General features: G+C 73.7%; 19 protein-coding genes. 12 read left to right on the top strand and 7 right to left on the bottom strand.

The window, feature by feature from the left end:
• Positions 1 to 110: 110 nt before the first annotated feature.
• Positions 111 to 614, top strand: a complete 504-nt coding sequence (locus AB0F71_RS22900; RefSeq protein ID WP_360237417.1) for a hemerythrin domain-containing protein — start codon at positions 111 to 113, stop codon at positions 612 to 614.
• 6 nt (positions 615 to 620) lie between these two features.
• Here the strand turns inward: AB0F71_RS22900 and AB0F71_RS22895 are convergent, their stop codons facing one another.
• Both AB0F71_RS22895 and AB0F71_RS22890 read right to left on the bottom strand, forming a co-directional pair.
• On the bottom strand, positions 621 to 1,409 hold the full coding sequence (locus AB0F71_RS22895) for a VOC family protein (protein WP_360237415.1): 789 nt from the start codon (positions 1,407 to 1,409) through the stop codon (positions 621 to 623).
• Positions 1,410 to 1,530: 121 nt separating this feature from the next.
• Positions 1,531 to 2,112, bottom strand: coding sequence for a Uma2 family endonuclease (locus AB0F71_RS22890; RefSeq protein ID WP_360237413.1), 582 nt, complete (start codon positions 2,110 to 2,112; stop codon positions 1,531 to 1,533).
• A 221-nt stretch (positions 2,113 to 2,333) separates the two neighbouring features.
• On the opposite strand from AB0F71_RS22890, the gene AB0F71_RS22885 reads away from it, so the two are divergent.
• The 4 genes from AB0F71_RS22885 to AB0F71_RS22870 all read left to right on the top strand — a co-directional run bounded on the left by AB0F71_RS22885 (position 2,334) and on the right by AB0F71_RS22870 (position 7,043).
• The gene (locus AB0F71_RS22885; protein ID WP_360237411.1) at positions 2,334 to 3,014 is read left to right on the top strand and encodes a TetR/AcrR family transcriptional regulator; all 681 of its coding nucleotides are present in this window, start codon (positions 2,334 to 2,336) and stop codon (positions 3,012 to 3,014) included.
• A gap of 195 nt (positions 3,015 to 3,209) precedes the next feature.
• Entirely contained in the window at positions 3,210 to 4,718 is a 1,509-nt protein-coding gene (locus AB0F71_RS22880; RefSeq protein ID WP_360237409.1) for an MFS transporter, read from the top strand.
• Positions 4,719 to 4,958: 240 nt separating this feature from the next.
• Positions 4,959 to 6,572, top strand: coding sequence for a cytochrome bc complex cytochrome b subunit (locus tag AB0F71_RS22875; RefSeq protein ID WP_360237407.1), 1,614 nt, complete (start codon positions 4,959 to 4,961; stop codon positions 6,570 to 6,572).
• Between the two features lie 30 nt (positions 6,573 to 6,602).
• Positions 6,603 to 7,043, top strand: a complete 441-nt coding sequence (locus AB0F71_RS22870; RefSeq protein ID WP_360237405.1) for a PPOX class F420-dependent oxidoreductase — start codon at positions 6,603 to 6,605, stop codon at positions 7,041 to 7,043.
• Between the two features lie 205 nt (positions 7,044 to 7,248).
• Here the strand turns inward: AB0F71_RS22870 and AB0F71_RS22865 are convergent, their stop codons facing one another.
• Both AB0F71_RS22865 and AB0F71_RS22860 read right to left on the bottom strand, forming a co-directional pair.
• Positions 7,249 to 7,458, bottom strand: a complete 210-nt coding sequence (locus AB0F71_RS22865) for a hypothetical protein (RefSeq protein ID WP_360237403.1) — start codon at positions 7,456 to 7,458, stop codon at positions 7,249 to 7,251.
• Positions 7,455 to 7,724 carry a DUF1876 domain-containing protein gene (locus AB0F71_RS22860; RefSeq protein WP_360237401.1) on the bottom strand — a complete coding sequence of 90 codons (270 nt, stop codon included), beginning with the start codon at positions 7,722 to 7,724 and terminating at the stop codon, positions 7,455 to 7,457. Before AB0F71_RS22860 ends, AB0F71_RS22865 begins: the two co-directional genes overlap by 4 nt.
• 158 nt (positions 7,725 to 7,882) lie before the next feature.
• Here AB0F71_RS22860 and AB0F71_RS22855 point away from each other — a divergent pair, with 158 nt between their 5' ends.
• The 3 genes from AB0F71_RS22855 to AB0F71_RS22845 all read left to right on the top strand — a co-directional run bounded on the left by AB0F71_RS22855 (position 7,883) and on the right by AB0F71_RS22845 (position 10,161).
• Positions 7,883 to 8,725 carry a YndJ family protein gene (locus AB0F71_RS22855; RefSeq protein WP_360237399.1) on the top strand — a complete coding sequence of 281 codons (843 nt, stop codon included), beginning with the start codon at positions 7,883 to 7,885 and terminating at the stop codon, positions 8,723 to 8,725.
• Complete coding sequence (locus AB0F71_RS22850) at positions 8,722 to 9,318, top strand: DUF1990 domain-containing protein (RefSeq protein WP_360237397.1); 597 nt, start codon at positions 8,722 to 8,724, stop codon at positions 9,316 to 9,318. The genes AB0F71_RS22855 and AB0F71_RS22850 overlap by 4 nt, the downstream gene beginning before the upstream one ends.
• A 138-nt stretch (positions 9,319 to 9,456) precedes the next feature.
• Entirely contained in the window at positions 9,457 to 10,161 is a 705-nt protein-coding gene (locus tag AB0F71_RS22845) for a hypothetical protein (RefSeq protein ID WP_360237395.1), read from the top strand.
• 43 nt (positions 10,162 to 10,204) lie between these two features.
• Here the strand turns inward: AB0F71_RS22845 and AB0F71_RS22840 are convergent, their stop codons facing one another.
• The 3 genes from AB0F71_RS22840 to AB0F71_RS22830 all read right to left on the bottom strand — a co-directional run bounded on the left by AB0F71_RS22840 (position 10,205) and on the right by AB0F71_RS22830 (position 12,185).
• Entirely contained in the window at positions 10,205 to 10,957 is a 753-nt protein-coding gene (locus AB0F71_RS22840) for a zf-HC2 domain-containing protein (RefSeq protein WP_360237393.1), read from the bottom strand.
• The gene (locus AB0F71_RS22835) at positions 10,954 to 11,496 is read right to left on the bottom strand and encodes a sigma-70 family RNA polymerase sigma factor (protein WP_360237391.1); all 543 of its coding nucleotides are present in this window, start codon (positions 11,494 to 11,496) and stop codon (positions 10,954 to 10,956) included. Before AB0F71_RS22835 ends, AB0F71_RS22840 begins: the two co-directional genes overlap by 4 nt.
• A 95-nt stretch (positions 11,497 to 11,591) precedes the next feature.
• A complete protein-coding gene (locus tag AB0F71_RS22830) occupies positions 11,592 to 12,185 on the bottom strand; it encodes a hypothetical protein (RefSeq protein WP_360237389.1) in 594 nt (197 codons plus the stop codon).
• A 161-nt stretch (positions 12,186 to 12,346) separates the two neighbouring features.
• On the opposite strand from AB0F71_RS22830, the gene AB0F71_RS22825 reads away from it, so the two are divergent.
• The 4 genes from AB0F71_RS22825 (at position 12,347) to AB0F71_RS22810 (ending at position 16,363) form a co-directional block, all read left to right on the top strand.
• Positions 12,347 to 12,736: a thioredoxin domain-containing protein gene (locus AB0F71_RS22825; RefSeq protein WP_360237387.1), complete on the top strand. Its 390-nt coding sequence runs from the start codon at positions 12,347 to 12,349 to the stop codon at positions 12,734 to 12,736.
• 87 nt (positions 12,737 to 12,823) lie between these two features.
• Positions 12,824 to 13,558 carry an alpha/beta fold hydrolase gene (locus AB0F71_RS22820; protein ID WP_360237385.1) on the top strand — a complete coding sequence of 245 codons (735 nt, stop codon included), beginning with the start codon at positions 12,824 to 12,826 and terminating at the stop codon, positions 13,556 to 13,558.
• A gap of 109 nt (positions 13,559 to 13,667) precedes the next feature.
• Positions 13,668 to 15,113: an NAD(P)/FAD-dependent oxidoreductase gene (locus AB0F71_RS22815; protein ID WP_360237383.1), complete on the top strand. Its 1,446-nt coding sequence runs from the start codon at positions 13,668 to 13,670 to the stop codon at positions 15,111 to 15,113.
• Between the two features lie 155 nt (positions 15,114 to 15,268).
• Positions 15,269 to 16,363: an exo-alpha-sialidase gene (locus AB0F71_RS22810; RefSeq protein WP_360237381.1), complete on the top strand. Its 1,095-nt coding sequence runs from the start codon at positions 15,269 to 15,271 to the stop codon at positions 16,361 to 16,363.
• Positions 16,364 to 16,411 lie beyond the last annotated feature (48 nt).

Genomic DNA, 16,411 nt, shown 5'->3' with positions numbered 1-16,411 from the left:
GTACGGAACCCGAGCCCGGCGGCAGCCGGACCGGAGGTTCCACGCGGCGGCGCCGGATACTGGACAGTACGGGGGGCGAGTCCTGATCCCGGACGAGAGGCGGGCACGCCATGAGCCGCAGGCCGGACATCCTCGGCGAGTTCACCGCCGACCACAAGGCGGCCACCGACCTGCTCGACCGCGCCGAGGCGGCGCCGGCCGGCTCGGCCGAGCGCGGCGAGCTGGTCACCAGACTGACCGATCTGCTGTTCAGCCACTGCGCCGCCGAGGAGGAGCACCTCTTCCCGCTCGTCCAGCACGACGTGCCCGAGGGCGGCGCCCTGGTGTTCAGCAGCATCCACGACCACCTGGCGATCGGGCAGTACCTCGCCGACCTGCAAGGAGTCGGCCCGGCCGACCCGGCCTTCGACACCCTGCTGCGCGGCCTCGGCGACACCCTCCGGCGGCACCTCACCGGCGAGGAGAAGACGGTCTTCCCGGCCGCCCGCAAGGCCCTGCCCGCAGCGACCCGCGCGGCGCTCGGCGAACGGCTCCGGGCGCAGCGGGCGGACACCGAGTCGGCAGGCAGCGAGCCGGCAGGCGCCGAGCCTTCGGGCACCGGCCCCTCGGGCTGAGGCCGCTCAGCTCTTCGGGCTGATCACCGCGAAGCGGGCGCCCTCACGGTCCCGCAGCCGGGCCACCCGGCCGTACGGGGAGTCGAAGACCGGGCCGATCCCCGCCCCGCCCAGCTCCACGGCCCGCGCCACCGCCCGGTCGGTGTCGGGGACGGCGAAGGAGACCTCCCAGTGCGGCGGCGGGCCGGCCGGGCCCTCCGCCTGCTCCTTGGCCAGCGCCGCGACGCTGTGCCCCTCCGCGCGCAGCACCACCCGGTCGTGCTCCCAGCGGACCTCGAAGCGCTCCGGGTCCCGGCCGTCCCAGCGGAACACCTCGCCGTAGAACAGCGCCGCCGCGAACGGGTCCGGGGTGCGCAGTTCGATCCAGACCGGCGCACCCGGCAGGTTCAGCCTCCGGGCCCGGCCCAGCGGGCCCTCCCAGATGCCGAACACCGCCCCGGCCGGGTCCGCCGCGAAGGCCACCCGCCCGGCGTCGAAGGCCAGCGGGCCGACCGCCAGGGTCGCGCCGCGCTCGCGCACCGCGTCGGCGGCGGCGTCGGCGCTCTCCGTCCCGAAGTAGCTGGTCCAGGAGACCGGCACCGCCCCGAGGCCCGCCACCCCCAGCCCGGCCACCGCCTCCCCGCCGGTCACCGCGTGCACGTACGGGCCGAAGCGCTCCGGCCCGGGCTCGAACTCCCAACCCAGCAGCGGACCGTAGAACCCCGTGGCACTCTCCAGGTCCCGGGCCATCAGGCTCACCCAGCACGGAACGGCCGCCACGCAGCGCACCTTCGCGGTCGTCTCCTCGCTGCCCATCGCGGACCTCCTCGCCGACCCGGCCGCCGGGCCCCTCCCGACTCCCGCGGCCCACCGGCCGCCCGGGACGCCCACACCCTACGGCGGCCGGGGTAGCCCGTCCGGGAAGGCACGGCCGGGCTCAGCGGACCCAGTTCTTGAGCGGCTCGGTGTCCAGCGTGATGCCGACCGGGTCGGACAGGCGGACGCTCCTGCCGAAGGGGAGGGTCTGGACGGTCTCGTAGCGGACGCCGTCCGGCTGGCTGTGGACGATGACTTCGGCGGAATCGCGATCGATCAGCAGGTAGACGGGGATCCCGGTCTCGGCGTACGCGCGGGGCTTCTCGACGCGGTCACGGCGGTCCGTGTCGGATTCGAACAACGTGACCTCCGCAACCATGAGAACCTGCTCGGTCGTAGCCCACTCACCATGGCCCACAAAGGCATCCGCGTCGGCCAGTGTGCCGTCCGGGCGAGCGAATCCGCCCTGGTAGCCCTGCAGCTTGAGTCCTTGGTCATGCACGTAGAGCTCCGGCCGAGCCTGGATGGAGATCCGGTTGAGCCACTGGATGATGCGGCCGTGGTCTCCGTCCGGCACGGGCTTGACCCCCAGCTTCCCGTTGATGAACTCCGGCCGGATGCCTTCGACGGTCCGGCCCAGTCGGCGGACGAACTCCTCGAACTGCTCGGGCAGCATCTGGGGGCGTTCGGAGATCGCGGTCACGGGCTCTGCTCCTTCGCCTGGGCACCCGCCGGGTGCAACGAGCGCACCGGCGAGTGGATACGCGGGCGCCCGGTTTTGACGACAGCCGACCGCATCCCATCCACACATGGATGTGACGCAGGTCACAGCACGGGAGGAAATTGCGGGGACGGATTCCCCGTTTCCGAGTACGTTGGAGAAAGCGGGGAGAACTTCCCCGGTATCCTGGAGGAGCAGTCGCCATGACCACCGTCGCCGCAGAGCCGGCCCGTTCCACGGGGAGTGTGCGCACGCCGAAGTTGCGTGCGGACGCGAGCCGGAACCGGGAGCGGATCGTGCTGGCGGCCCGGGACGCGTTCGTCGAGCACGGTGCCGAGGTGCCGCTGGACGAGATCGCGAAGCGGGCGGGGGTCGGCAATGCCACGCTGTACCGGAACTTCCCGGACCGCACGGCGCTGATCCAGGAAGTGGCGCTGCTCGTCAAGAACCGCATCCTGGCCCTCGCCGAGACGGCGACGGCCGAGGCGGACGCGGGAGTGGGCGGCGGTCCGTTCGACGCTCTGCAGCGGTTCGTGCACGCGACCGTGGCGGAGAAGGTCGGCGGGCTCTGCGCCGTCTTCACCAGTACCGTCGATCCGGACGACCCGGAGTTGACCGAGACGCGGGAGCGCCTGCGGTCCGCCGTGAGCGGACTGATGGAGCGCGCCCGGGCCACCGGCGAACTCCGGCCGGACGTCGACCACGGGGACCTGTTCGTCGCGATGAGTCAGCTGACCCGGCCGCTGCCGGGCACCTCCTGCCAACTGCTCGACGAGTTCGTCCACCGCCACCTGCAGCTGTTCCTGGACGGCCTGCGCGCGCCGGCCCGCTCGACGCTGCCCGGCCGGGCCGCGACCTTCGAGGACTTCCGCCCTCGGCACTGACCGACCACCTGGACCCACCACTGATCCGATCCTGATCCGAGTCCGATCCGACCCACTCGCACCCCACCTTCCGCGCGACTGACCGGAGTCGTCTCCGGGCGCCTCCGCGCGCCCTCGCACCCGTACGGCAACCTGCCGTTCCCGTACGGCAGTTGACCGTTCTCGCACACCACGCACCGTGAAATGGGTACCCCCATGTCTCAGACCGACGCCGCACAGGCGACGATCCCCGATCCCAGGCGCTGGAAGGCGCTGATCTTCATCGGCCTCGCCCAGCTGATGGTCGTCCTCGACGCCACCATCGTGAACATCGCCCTGCCGTCCGCCCAGACCGACCTGGGCATATCCGACGGCAACCGCCAGTGGGTGATCACCGCCTACGCGCTGGCCTTCGGCGGCCTGCTGCTGTTCGGCGGCCGGATCGCGGACCTCTGGGGCCGCCGGCGGACCTTCATCGTCGGCCTGACCGGCTTCGCCCTCGCCTCCGCGCTCGGCGGCGCCGCGGCCAACACCGCGATGCTGCTCGGCGCCCGTGCCCTCCAGGGCGTGTTCGGCGCCCTGCTCGCGCCGGCCGCACTGTCGCTGCTCGCCGTGACCTTCACCGAGGCCAAGGAGCGCGCCAAGGCGTTCGGCATCTACGGGGCGATCGCCGGTGGCGGTGGCGCCATCGGCCTGATCCTCGGCGGCGCGCTGACCGAGTACCTGAACTGGCGCTGGACCTTCTTCGTCAACATCCCCTTCGCGATCGTGGCCATCGCCGGCGCCGTCATGGTGATCCGCGAGCCGGCCGGCGGCCGCAACCGCAACAAGCTGGACATCCCCGGTGTGGTGCTGGTGACCTCCGGCCTGGTCTCGCTGGTGTACGGCTTCACCCGCGCCGAGTCCAGCGGCTGGACGGCCGGCAGCACCATCGCGCTGTTCGCCGCGGCCGTCGTCCTGCTGGGCGCCTTCGTGCTCGTGGAGCGCTCCGTGGCCGCCCCGCTGCTGCCGCTGCGCGTGGTGCTGAACCGCAACCGCGGCGGGGTGTACCTGTCCCTGGGCATGGCCGTGATCGGCATGTTCGGCCTGTTCCTCTTCCTGACCTACTACCTGCAGGTCGTGCGCGGCTACAGCCCGGTGCTGACCGGCGTCGCCTTCCTGCCGATGGTGGCGGGCATGATCACCGGCTCGACCCAGATCGGCGCCCGGCTGATGACCCGCGTCCCGGCGCGCTACCTGATGGCACCGGGCTTCCTGACCGCCTCGGTCGGCATGTTCCTGCTGACCCACATCGGCCTGGACACCTCGTACCCGGCGCTGATCCTGCCCGGCCTGGTCCTGATGGGCCTGGGCATGGGCACCGCCTTCATGCCGGCGATGAGCCTCGCGACCCACGGCGTCCAGCCGCGTGACGCGGGCGTGGCCTCGGCCATGGTCAACACCTCGCAGCAGGTCGGCGGCGCCATCGGCACCGCGCTGCTGAACACCATCGCGGCCAGCGCCACCACCAGCTGGCTGACCTCGCACCACGCCGCCGCGGCGGACAAGGCGGTGCAGCTCCAGGGCATGGTGCACGGCTTCTCGACCGCGATCTGGGTGTCCTTCGGGATCCTGGTGGCGGCCGCCACCGTCGCCTTCACCCTGATCAACGCCGGCCAGCCCGGCGCCGCGGGTGCGGACTCGGGTGCGGCGAAGAGCGACGAGGTGCCGGTGCTGGTGCACTGACCCTCGCGGGACCCCACGGGGTGACTCGGGTGCGCATGCGGCCCGTTCGGTGTCTTCCACGACACCGGGCGGGCCGCTCGCCGTTTCCGGGTCGCCCGTCGCTTCCGGGCAGGCCGTCCGTCATCGGTGAGCCGCGACGGAACGGGCCCCGGGTAGAAGTGGGGATCAGTCCCCGATTATTGTGACCTCAGTGCGAATCGGGGACTGATCCCCGTTTCCTTCGGACTGAGGTGCGTGCACATGACCCGGAATCAGAACCCAGGGCGGGGGCAGCGGGCCGCCGACTGGGCGGACGGCCGGCTGGGGATCTACTCCCTCGCCAGGGCCAACCTGCGCAAGATCTTCCCGGACCACTGGTCCTTCATGCTGGGCGAGATCTGCCTCTACACCTTCCTGATCATCATCCTGACCGGTGTCTGGCTGACCCTGTTCTTCAAGCCGAGCATGGGCGAGGTGGTCTACAGCGGCTCGTTCGTCCCGCTCAAGGGCGTCCCGATGTCCGAGGCCTACGCCTCCACCGTGGACATCAGCTTCGAGGTCCGCGGCGGGCTGCTGATCCGGCAGATCCACCACTGGGCGGCGATCGTCTTCGTCGCGGCCATGTTCGTGCACATGATGCGGGTGTTCTTCACCGGCGCGTTCCGCAAGCCGCGCGAGATCAACTGGGTATTCGGCTTCCTGCTGCTGTTCCTCGGCATGCTGGACGGCTTCTTCGGCTACTCGCTCCCGGACGACCTGCTCTCCGGCACCGGGATCCGGTTCATCGAGGGCGTGGTGCTGGCCGTGCCGCTGGTCGGCACCTACATCCAGATGTTCCTGTTCGGCGGGGAGTTCCCCGGGCACGACATCATCCCGAGGTTCTTCACCATCCACGTCCTGCTGATCCCGGGCATCATGCTCGGCCTGCTGGTCGCGCACCTGATCCTGGTCTTCTACCACAAGCACACCCAGTGGGCGGGCCCCGGCAGGACCGAGAAGAACGTCGTCGGCATGCCGCTGATGCCGGTCTACATGGCGAAGGCCGGCGGCTTCTTCTTCCTGGTCTTCGGGATCGTCGCGCTGATGGCCGCGATCGCCACGGTCAACCCGATCTGGGCGTACGGCCCGTACCGGCCCGACCAGGTCTCCACCGACGCCCAGCCCGACTGGTACATGGGCTTCGCCGAGGGCCTGATCCGGGTGATGCCGGGCTGGGAGATCGGCCTGTGGGGGCACACCCTCAACCTCGGGGTGCTGATCCCGTTCACGCTGTTCCCGGTGATCCTCGGCGCGATCGCGGTCTACCCGTTCGTCGAGAGCTGGGTGACGAACGACGCCCGGGAGCACCACCTGCTCGACCGGCCGCGCAACGCACCGGTCCGCACCGCCCTCGGCGCGGCCTGGATCAGCGTCTACCTGGTGATGCTCGCGGGCGGCGGCAACGACCTCATCGCCACCCATCTGCACCTGTCGCTCAACTCCATCACCTACGCGGTGCGGATCGGCTTCTTCGTCGTCCCGGTCCTCGTCTTCGTCGTGACCAAGCGCTGGTGCCTGGGCCTGCAACGGCGGGACCGCGAGAAGGTGCTGCACGGGCGGGAGACCGGCGTCATCAAGAGGCTGCCGCACGGCGAGTTCACCGAGGTGCACGCCGGGCTCGCGCCCGCCGAACTGCACCGGCTCACCTCGCACGAGCAGCCCCGCCCCCTCGAACTGCCGCCCGCGGTCGACGAGAATGGAGTGGCCCGGCCCGCGGGCGCGCTCACCCGCACCCGCGTGCGGCTGTCCCGCGGGTTCCACGGCGAGCACGCCCGGGTCGAGAAGCCCGGCGTCGAGGAGTACCGCGAGATCACCGAGGGCCACGGTCACCACTGACCCCGCCCCCCCTGTGCGAGGGAGGAGATCATGCACGACCCCACCGACCGGCTCGCCGACAGCAGGTACCTCCTGCTGACCACCTTCGGCGACGACGGCAGCCGACTGGACTCCCAGCTGTGGGTGGTCGCGGACGGCCCGGCGCTCGGCGTCTGGACCCCGGCCCACTCCGGCGAGGCCGAACGGATCCGCCGCCACCCCCGGGTGCTGATCGGCCCCTGCGACGCCCACGGGCGCCCCACCGGCCGCCGGCTCCCGGCCCGCGCCCGGCTCTGCGACGCCGACGCGACCGCGCGCTACCGCACCTCGCTGATCAACAAGTACGGCCTGACGGCGCTGATCGCGCTGGCCCGCAGCCGGTTCCGGGTCGGGCTGTCCGGGACGGTCGGGATCCGGATCACCCCGAACGAGCTGGAGCAGCGGCTGGTCGGGCCGGAGTGGCGGCCGCCGGGGACGTACTGCGTCAACTGAGTCAACTGGGCGGTGCGGAAGGGCTTTCGGGCGCCTCGGAGCCCGTCGGGTGCCGGGACCCGTGGGGACGGGGGCCCGGCACCCGACGTTTCCGGGCGCGCCACGTTTCGGGGCGCTCGGCGCTGCCGGGCGCTCGCGTTCCCGGGCGCTCGGCGTTTCGGCGCGCTCGTGTCTCCCCTCGCTCGGGTTCGGGGAGCCTCGCGGATCAGGCCCCGTCGTCCGGTGCCCGGGCGAGGTCCCCCGGTTCGCAGGCCTCCCGGCCGGTCCCCACGTGCACGACCCTGACCGCCCGCTCGGGGCCGCCGGGGACGACCCGCTGCTCGTGCCCGCAGCGCGGGCAGATCAGCGGGATGCGCGGCCGGTTCGGGTCCCGTCCGGATCGGCTCTGGCCGCCGTCCGGGTGCGGGGCGGTCACGAGAGCGGGTGGGTCGGGACCGGGCTGACGTCCTGGATCTCGCCGTGGGCCTTGGTGAGCAGTTGCGAGGCGAGGTCGTTGAGTGCGCGGGCGCCCGCGATCTCCTCGCCCACCCGCAGCTGTTCTGGGTCGGAGGGGTGGCGGCTGCTGTAGCCGTGGGCCCGCACCTCCGTACCGTCGCCGAGCCTCAGCAGGGCGGCGGCGCTGGTCCGCGCGCCCTCCTCGCGGAACTCCATCTCGATGTGCCAACCGACCAGAGTCTGCATGGCGGATCACCTCCATCGGTTACTCCTCCAGAGTGCGCCGCACCCAGCGTGAACACCAGGCCAGCCGGACCGGGGCCAGGTTGAACATGTTCAACTCGGCGACGTAGAGTCGCGGGACGAAGGGCATTTGAACGCGTTCAAGAGGGGGTGTGCCCGCCATGGACAAGGGCACGACCGAACTGGTCGACCTGCTGGTCCTGCTCGGCATGGGCGCCGTCCTGCCGCTCGGCCTGGCCCTCGTCGACGAACCCGGGCTGGCCCGGATCCGCCGGCTCTGGCCGCTCGCCGCCGTCCCCGGGGCGCTGTCGCTCTGGCTGCCGCGCGGCGGCCTCGCCACCGCCACCGCCGTCCTCTACGCCCTCGGCACCCTGGCCGTCGCCCTGCACGCGCCCCGGCGACTGGCCCGCACCCGCTCGCTCGCCCCCGCCGAGATCGCCGTGCTCACCGCACTCGCCGCGCCCTCGGTGGCCGGGGTCGCCCTGGTCGCCGAACGCTCCGGCTACCCGCTGTTCGGCTTCGAACCGCACATCCTGGCACTGACCGTCCCGCACTTCCACTACGCCGGATTCACCGCCGCGCTGGTCGCCGGACTGGTCTGCCGCGCCTCGGCGCCCGGCTCCACGGCGGCCCGCTGCGCGGCGCTCAGCGTCCCGGCCGGCACCCTGCTGGTGCTCGCCGGGTACTTCCTCGGCAACTGGTGGCAGTTCGCCGGAGCGGTCGTGCTCAGCACCGGAATGTGGCTGGTCGGCCTGGTCAGCTGGCGCGACCTGCGCCCCCGCGCGGCCGACCCGGTCACCGCCGGGCTGCTCACCGTCTCCTCGGGCGTGCTGGCGCTCACCATGCTGCTCGCCCTGTGGTGGGCGCTCGGCCGGGCCGCCGGACTCCCCCACCCCACCCTGGCCTGGATGGCCGCCACCCACGGCCTCGGCAACGCGCTCGGCTTCGCGCTCTGCGCGCTCCTCGCCTGGCGCCGGATCACCACCGCGGAGGACGCCCGATGAACGACCACAGCACCCCCGGGACCGGCCACGGCCACGGCCACCCCGGAACCGGCCACAGCCACCCCGGGGCCGACTACAGCTACCCCGAGCAGGGCGCCAGCCGCACCGGCGAGCTGCCCGCCGGCTACCACCACCTGCGGCACCGGGCCCCGATCGGCCACGGCCGCGCCGCCCTGGAGGTCGCCGGGGCCGCGCTGCTCGGCTGGCGGATGCACCGGCTGGCCGGCGTCCGGATCGACGCGGAGGCCAACCGGGCGGCCCCGGGCGTCGCCGTCCGCTGCGCGATCGGCGCCGGCCCGCTGCGGGCGGGCGCGCCCAACCGGGTGCTGGCCGTCGACGACGGCCCGGACCGGTACGGCTTCACCTACGGGACCAGGCACGGCCACCTCGGCCGGGGCGAGGAGACCTTCCTGGTCGAGCTGGCGCCCGACGGGACGGTCTGGTTCGGCGTCACCGCGTTCAGCCGGCCGGTCGCCTGGTGGGCCCGGCTGGTCGGCCCGCTGTTCCCGCTCCTCCAGCACGCCTTCGCCCGGCGCTGCGGCCGGGTGCTGGCGGCGGTCGCGGCGGACGCGGTGCAGGGCGGACCGCGCTGACCCCCGCCCGGCGGCGGCCCGGATCCGCCGGCCGTCCGACCCGGGCCTGCGGCATGATCGCCGGATGACACCGCCGCCCACGGTGCCGGTTCCGGCCCCGGGGACGGACGCCCCCGAGGACGGCGAGGAGCCGAGGCCGTGACCAGCTTCCACACCCACCGGGCCCTGGTGCTCGACACCGCGCTGCCCGTCCACCGCCGCCACAGCGCCCTGCGCACCTGCCTGACCGGCTTCGCCCCGTACGGCCTGCGGGCGACCTACCACCACCTGACCCTCAGCGCCCGGATGCCCCGGCGCCTGGCGGCCGACCCGCAGTCCCTGGTGCGGGCGGTGGAGGAACTGCACGAGGCACGGCAGCTGTGGCTGGCCCGGGCGGAGCGGTACGCGGCGCAGCGGCGGGCCGAGAAGCGGGACGGCCGCCGGGCGGCGACGCCGGTGTGGTGGAACCAGCCCTGGTGGACCTCGCCGAACGACGCCTGGCGCCACGACCCCTTCCTGCACCCGGCGTTGAGCCTGCCCGAGTACGTCCGACGGCAGAACGCGCTGCTGGACGGGGCCGAACTGCCCGGCTGCCCGGCCTGCGGGGAGGAGGGGCCCGCGGTGGAGGTGTCGACCGGCCACGACCGGGCCGAACTGTGCCGCACCTGCGCCCGGGTGCTGGTGCCCTGCCCGTGCGGCCGGTGGCACAGCTTCCAGCCGGAGCTGCGGGTCGACTGGGGCCGGACCTGGCGGCGGGAGCACATGACCGACGGCGGCGAGCCCGACCCGCACTGGCCCGCCCAGCTGGGCACGGCCCGGATCGAGCGCCTGGTCAGGTACGACGGGCCGCACCCGGGGTGCTGAGCGCCCTGCCGGTGCCCCGTACCCGGTCATGCCCCGTGCCCGGTCACCCCCGGTGCGCGGGGACGGAGACCAGCAGGGCGTCGGAGTTCTGGACCCGCACCTCGAAGTGGTCGATGGCGCCCGGCTGCATGGCCGCGCCGCCGGTGGTGCGCAGCACTCCCGGGGCGTCGGGTTCGCCGTAGCCGTCTGCCGGGACGTACCAGGTGGTGACCGTCTGGTGCTCGCCGCCGTGCGAGACGGCGACCAACCGGCAGGTCAACGGGCCCTGCACGCCGGAGAGTTGCAGGCTGACCCGGCTGCCCCAGGTGGTGCCGTCGACACCGACGGTGGCCTTGGCCCCGGTGGCCGGGTCGCTGGCGCTGAACTGCTCGGCGACGGCGACCACGGCGGGCGTGGTCTCCGCGGTGAGCACCGCGGCCGTGACGGCCGGGCCGGCCGCGACCATCGCGGTCGCGGCCAGGGCGAGCACCAGCCGCCGCACCCGGCCGCGCCGCCGGCCGGCCGCGACCTCGGCGATCAGCCGGTCCAGGAGCCGCCCGTCCGGCACCGGCGCGAAGTCGGCCGGGTCCAGTCCGGCGGCCCGCGCGGACGCCACGTACTCGCCCAACATCGGCTCCACGAAGCCCAGTTCGCCGACCTGTCCGGTGCACTGCGGGCAGTCCGCCAGGTGCAGCTCGAAGCCCGCGCGCTCGGCGGGCTCGAGCAGGCCGAGGACGTACGACGCGACGTCCAGGTGCTCGGAGCCACCGGACGGGCCACCGGGCGGGCCGGGGGCGGGGGCGGGCCGCTCGATCACGATGTCACTCCCCGTTCCTCCAGCGCGAGCCTGAGCGAGCGCAGTGCGTAGAACACCCTCGACCGGACGGTCCCGGCCGGGATGCCGAGGACGGCGGCCGCCTCCTTCGCGGTGCGGCCCTTGAGGTAGGTCTCGACGATGATCTCCCGGTGGGCGGGCGAGAGGTCGGCGAGCGCGTCGGCGACGGTCATCATCCGCAGCGCCCGGTCGATCTCGTCCTCGGCGGGCAGCTGTTCCAGGGCCGACGCGTCCACCTCGTGCGGGCGGGCGGCGGCGCTGCGGTGGTCGTCGATCACGATCCGGCGGGCCACGGTGACCAGCCAGGGACGCAGCGAGCCGGCCTTCGGGTCGAGCCGGTGGATGTTGCGCCAGGCCCGGACCAGGGTCTCCTGGACGACGTCCTCGGCGCGCTGCCGGTCCCCGGCGACCAGGTGGAGCACGAAGCCGAACAGCGGACCGGCATGCTCGCGGTACAGGGCCCGCATCAGCTCCTCGTCCGCGGCCCCCGGGCCGTGTGCGGCGGGGTGCTCATCGGTCACCACTTCATCGTTGCGCACCCGGGCCTCCCGGTCGAGGGCGGTGGTCAGTAGTGGTCAGTAGTGGGTGGTGGTGGTGGTGGTCGGGCGGCCGTCGGTCAGTAGCCCGACGACGGCGGGGTGGGTGTCGGGGTGGGGGTGCTCGGCGCGGGGGTCGCGGGCGCCGGGGTGGCGGGCGCCGGGGTGCCGCCCGGCATCGCCTTGCCGCCGGTCGGGGTCACCGCGAACCACTGACCGGCCACGCCCTCGCCCTTGGTGTCGCCGGGCTTGGTGTCCGGCGAGTAGCGGTAGACCGGCCAGCCGTTGACGGTGACCTGCTTGGTGCCGTCGTCGCGGGTGAAGCTGCCGACCAGCTTGCTGTCGATGCCCTTGACCGTGATGTCGCCGTTGGCGTGCTCGGGCGGCCAGAGGGTGGCGCAGTTACCGTTGCAGTACGAGTCCGAGGGGTTGCTCTGGTCCTGGTCGAAGCGGTAGAGCGTGAAGCCCGCACTGTCGGTGACGATGGTGCCGAGCTTGGGGTCGTCGGCGGTCCGGAGGGTGGCGGCGGCCGGGGCGCCGGAGCTGCTCGACGGGCTCGGTGCGCTCGACTTGCCCGATCCGGACGACCCGCAGCCGGCGACCAGGGCCGCCGCGGCGAGGCCGGAGGCGGCGAGCACAGCGGCCCGGCGGGTGCGGGGTGTGGTGCTGCGCATGGGGAGCCTCCCGCGTCGGTGAACGGACTGGACACCCCTCAGTACGGACGGTGGCCGCCCGGTGCTCAGTCCCGGCCGGGCCCGGAATACCCCGTCGGGCATCACCGTTGTCCCGGGCGCATGATCCGTACCGGCACCTTCGGAAGGGAAGGATCCGCGAGATGAGCAACACGGTCGAGCTGACCACCGAGAACTTCGACGACATCATCCCCGGCCCGGAGGGCAAGGACTTCGTCCTGATCGACTTCTGGGCCGGGTGGTGCGGGCCGTGCCGCCAGTTCGCCCCGGTGTACGAGAAGGCCGCGGAGCGCCACTCGGACCTCGTCTTCGCCAAGGTCGACACCGAGGCCCAGCAGGAGCTGGCCGCCGCGTTCGGCATCCAGTCGATCCCCACGCTGGCCATCATCCGCGAGGGCGTGCTGATCTTCTCCCAGGCCGGGGCGCTGCCGGAGCCGGTGTTCGAGGACCTGATCGGCCAGGCCCGCGAGCTGGACATGGCCGAGGTCAAGCGCAAGGTGGCGCAGGAGCAGGCGGCCGAGGGTCAGGCCTGAGCCCTGAACCCTGAGCCCCGAACCTGAGCCCTGAGCCGCGCCGGGAGCACCGGGACCGGGGGCCCCACCGCGGAAGGACGGTCCACCATGAGCACGTTCGTACTGGTTCCCGGATTCTGGCTCGGTGCCTGGGCCTGGGACGAGGTGGCCGCGCCGCTGCGCGCGGCCGGGCACCGGGTCTTCCCGGTGAGCCTGCCCGGGCTGGCCGAACGGGCCGGTGAGCAGGGCGACTTCGGGCTGGAGGAGCACATCGCGGACCTGGCCGACCTGCTGGTGCGCGAGGACCTGTGGGACGTGCTGCTGGTCGCGCACAGCGGCGCCTGCGCCCCGGTCGGCGGAGTCGCGGACCGGATGCCGGAACGGATCCGGCGGGTGGCCTACCTGGACAGCGGGCCGATGGCGGACGGCGGTTCGGTGTACGACCTGTGGCAGCCCGAGTTCCGGGCCGAGGCCGACGCCACCGCGGTCGACGGCCGGCTCCCGATGCCCTCCTGGGAGTACATGGCCGCCCACGGCTCCAGCACCGAGGGCCTGGACGGGGCCGCGCTGGAACGGATCCGCACCCGGCTCACCCCGCACCCGGTCGGGGCGTACCGGGACCGGCTCCGGCTGACCGGCGCCGGGGCCGCCCTGCCACAGGCCCTGGTCACCTGCTCCTTCCCGCTCGACCGGGTACGGGAGATGATCGCGTCCGGCCACCCGTGGTTCGTCGGGATGGCCGGGCCGAACTGGGAACTGCGCGAACTCCCCACCGGGCACTGGCCGATGTTCTCCCGCCCGGCCGACACCGCCGCGCTGCTCGCGGAACTCGCGGCGATCTGATCACGGTTGGCGTGTTCGCCCGCGCTCCGGCCGGTCCGCGTCGCAGGATGGGGCGCACGCCGCACCCGGCCAGGGACCGGGCGACCCGCGAGACCACGGAGGACGGGACATGACCAGCAGCACCACCGGGGAGTACGACGTCATCGTCCTGGGCGCCGGGCCGACCGGCGAGAACGTGGCCGACCGGACCGTCGCCGCGGGCCTGAGCACGGTGATCGTGGAGGCCGAACTGGTCGGCGGCGAGTGCTCGTACTGGGCCTGCATGCCGAGCAAGGCGCTGCTGCGCCCGGCCGCCGCACTGGACGATGCCCGCGCGGTGGGCGGCGCCCGGCAGGCGGTCGGCGACGGCCGGCTGGACGCGGCGGCGGTGCTGGCCCGGCGGGACTCCTTCACCTCGCACTGGAAGGACGACGGCCAGGTGCAGTGGCTGCGGGACACCGGCATCGAGCTGGTCCGCGGCCACGGCCGGCTGGCGGGCGTGCGGACGGTCACGGTGGAGGCGGAGGACGGCACCGAGCGGGTGCTCACCGCCCGGCACGCCGTCGTCGTGTGCACCGGCAGCCGCCCGGTGCTGCCGGCCACCGTGCCCGGGCTGGCGGAGGCGCACCCGTGGACCAACCGGGAGGCGACCGGTTCGCCGACCGTCCCCGGGCGGCTCGCGGTGGTCGGCGGCGGGGTGGTCGGCGTGGAGATGGCCACCGCCTGGCGGGCGCTCGGCTCCGAGGTGGTGCTGCTGGTGCGCGGTGACGCGCTGCTGCCGCGGATGGAGCCCTTCGCGGGCGAGCTGGTGGCCGAGGGGCTGCGGGAGGCCGGCGTGGACCTCCGCTTCGGCACCGAGGTGAGGGCACTGGAGCGGGCCGACGCCACCGGGCCGGTGGTGCTGACGCTCTCCGGCGGCGAGCGGCTGACCGTCGACGAGGTGCTGTACGCCACCGGCCGGGCCCCGCGCACCGCCGACATCGGGCTGGAGCAGGTCGGGCTGCGGCCGGGGAACTGGCTGGACGTGGACGACAGTTGCACGGTGCTGGGCGTGGACGGCGAGTGGCTGTACGCCGCCGGGGACGTCAACCACCGGGCGTTGCTCACCCACCAGGGCAAGTACCAGGCCCGGATCACCGGTGCGACGATCGCCGCCCGGGCCGAGGGGCGCGCACTGGACACCTCGCGCTGGGGCGCGCACTCCGCGTCCGCCGACCTCGCCGGAGCGCCGCAGGTGGTGTTCACGCGGCCCGAGGTCGCGGCCGTCGGCCTGACCCTGGCCGCGGCCGAGCGGCTCGGCCTGCGGGTCAAGGCCGTCGACCACGAGATCGGCAAGGTCGCCGGGGCCTCGCTCTACGCCGACGACTACCGCGGCCGCGCCCGGGTGGTCTACGACCTGGACCGGCAGGTGATCATCGGCGCTTGCCTGGTCGGCCCGGCCGTCGCCGAACTGCTGCACTCGGCGACCGTCGCGGTGGTCGGCGAGGTGCCGATCGACCGGCTCTGGCACGCCGTCCCCGCCTACCCGACGATCAGCGAGGTGTGGCTGCGGCTGCTGGAGGGCTGCCGGGGCTGACCCCTCCCCCGGGCACCCCCTCCCCCTCCGCGGGGGACGCGGCGCGGCGAGATGTGACCGCCGGTGGACGGCGGGACACTGGGCGGAGGGGCCGCGTCCGCCGCGCCCCGGGGGGCCGTCCAGGGGGGGCCGCTCGCGATCAGGTGGTGTGAGGCATGACCGAGGTGCTGTTGGCCGTCGGAACCGAGAAGGGCCTCTTTCTCGGCCGCAGCCGCGACCGGCTGGACTGGGAGTTCAGCGGGCCGCACTTCCCGATGAACGCGATCTACTCCGTCTCGATCGACCGCCGTGAGGGCCGCACCAGACTGCTGGTCGGCGCCGACAGCAGTCACTGGGGGCCCTCGGTGTGGCGCTCCGACGACCTCGGCGCCCACTGGCACGAGCCGGCCCGCCCGGCGATCCGCTTCCCCGAGTCCACCGGTGCCTCGCTCACCCGGGTCTGGCAGCTCCAGCCCGCCGGAGCGGAGGCCCCCGGGGTGGTGTACGCGGGCACCGAACCCGCCGCCCTGTTCCGTTCCATCGACGGGGGCGAGAGCTTCACCCTGGTCGAACCGCTCTGGAACCACCCCCAGCGGCCCGAGTGGGGCGCCGGCTACGGCGGCCAGGGCCTGCACACCGTCCTCACCGACCCGCGCGACCCGCAGCGGCTGCTGGTCGCGGTCTCCAGCGGGGGCGTCTACCGCAGCAAGGACGGCGGCGACAGCTGGGAGCCCTCCAACACCGGCCTGCGCGCCGAGTTCTTCCCGCAGGAGCGCCAGTACCCCGAGTTCGGCCAGTGCGTGCACAAGATCGCCGCCGACCCGGTCCACCCCGACCGGCTCTACCTGCAGAACCACGGCGGGGTCTACCGCAGCGACGACTGGGGCGGGAGCTGGCGCTCCATCGCGGACGGCCTGCCCGCCGAGTTCGGCTTCGCGATCGCCGCCCACCCGCGCCGCGGCGACACCGCCTACCTCTTCCCGCTCGGCGGCTCGGACGACCGGATCCCGCCGGGCCGCCGCTGCCGGGTCTTCCGCACCACCGACGGCGGCACCAGCTGGCAGCAGTTGGCCAACGGGCTGCCCGGCGAGGACCACTACGGCATCGTGCTGCGCGACGCGCTGCGCACCGACGACGCCGACCCGGCCGGGATCTACTTCGGCAACCGGACCGGCGACGTGTACGGCAGCCGCGACGAGGGCGAGACCTGGTCGCTGCTGGTCTCCCACCTGCCGGACGTGCTCTGCGTCCGGGCGGCGGTGGTGGGCTGAGCTCCTCGGGGCAGGAGGATCCGCGGGGCAGGGGATCCGCCGGGCTGT

Origin of the sequence: Kitasatospora sp. NPDC028055, from assembly GCF_040637885.1 — a bacterium.
GTDB lineage: Bacteria > Actinomycetota > Actinomycetes > Streptomycetales > Streptomycetaceae > Kitasatospora.
The sequence above is the reverse complement of the archived record's forward strand: the minus strand, read 5'-3'. Positions and strand labels throughout refer to the sequence as shown.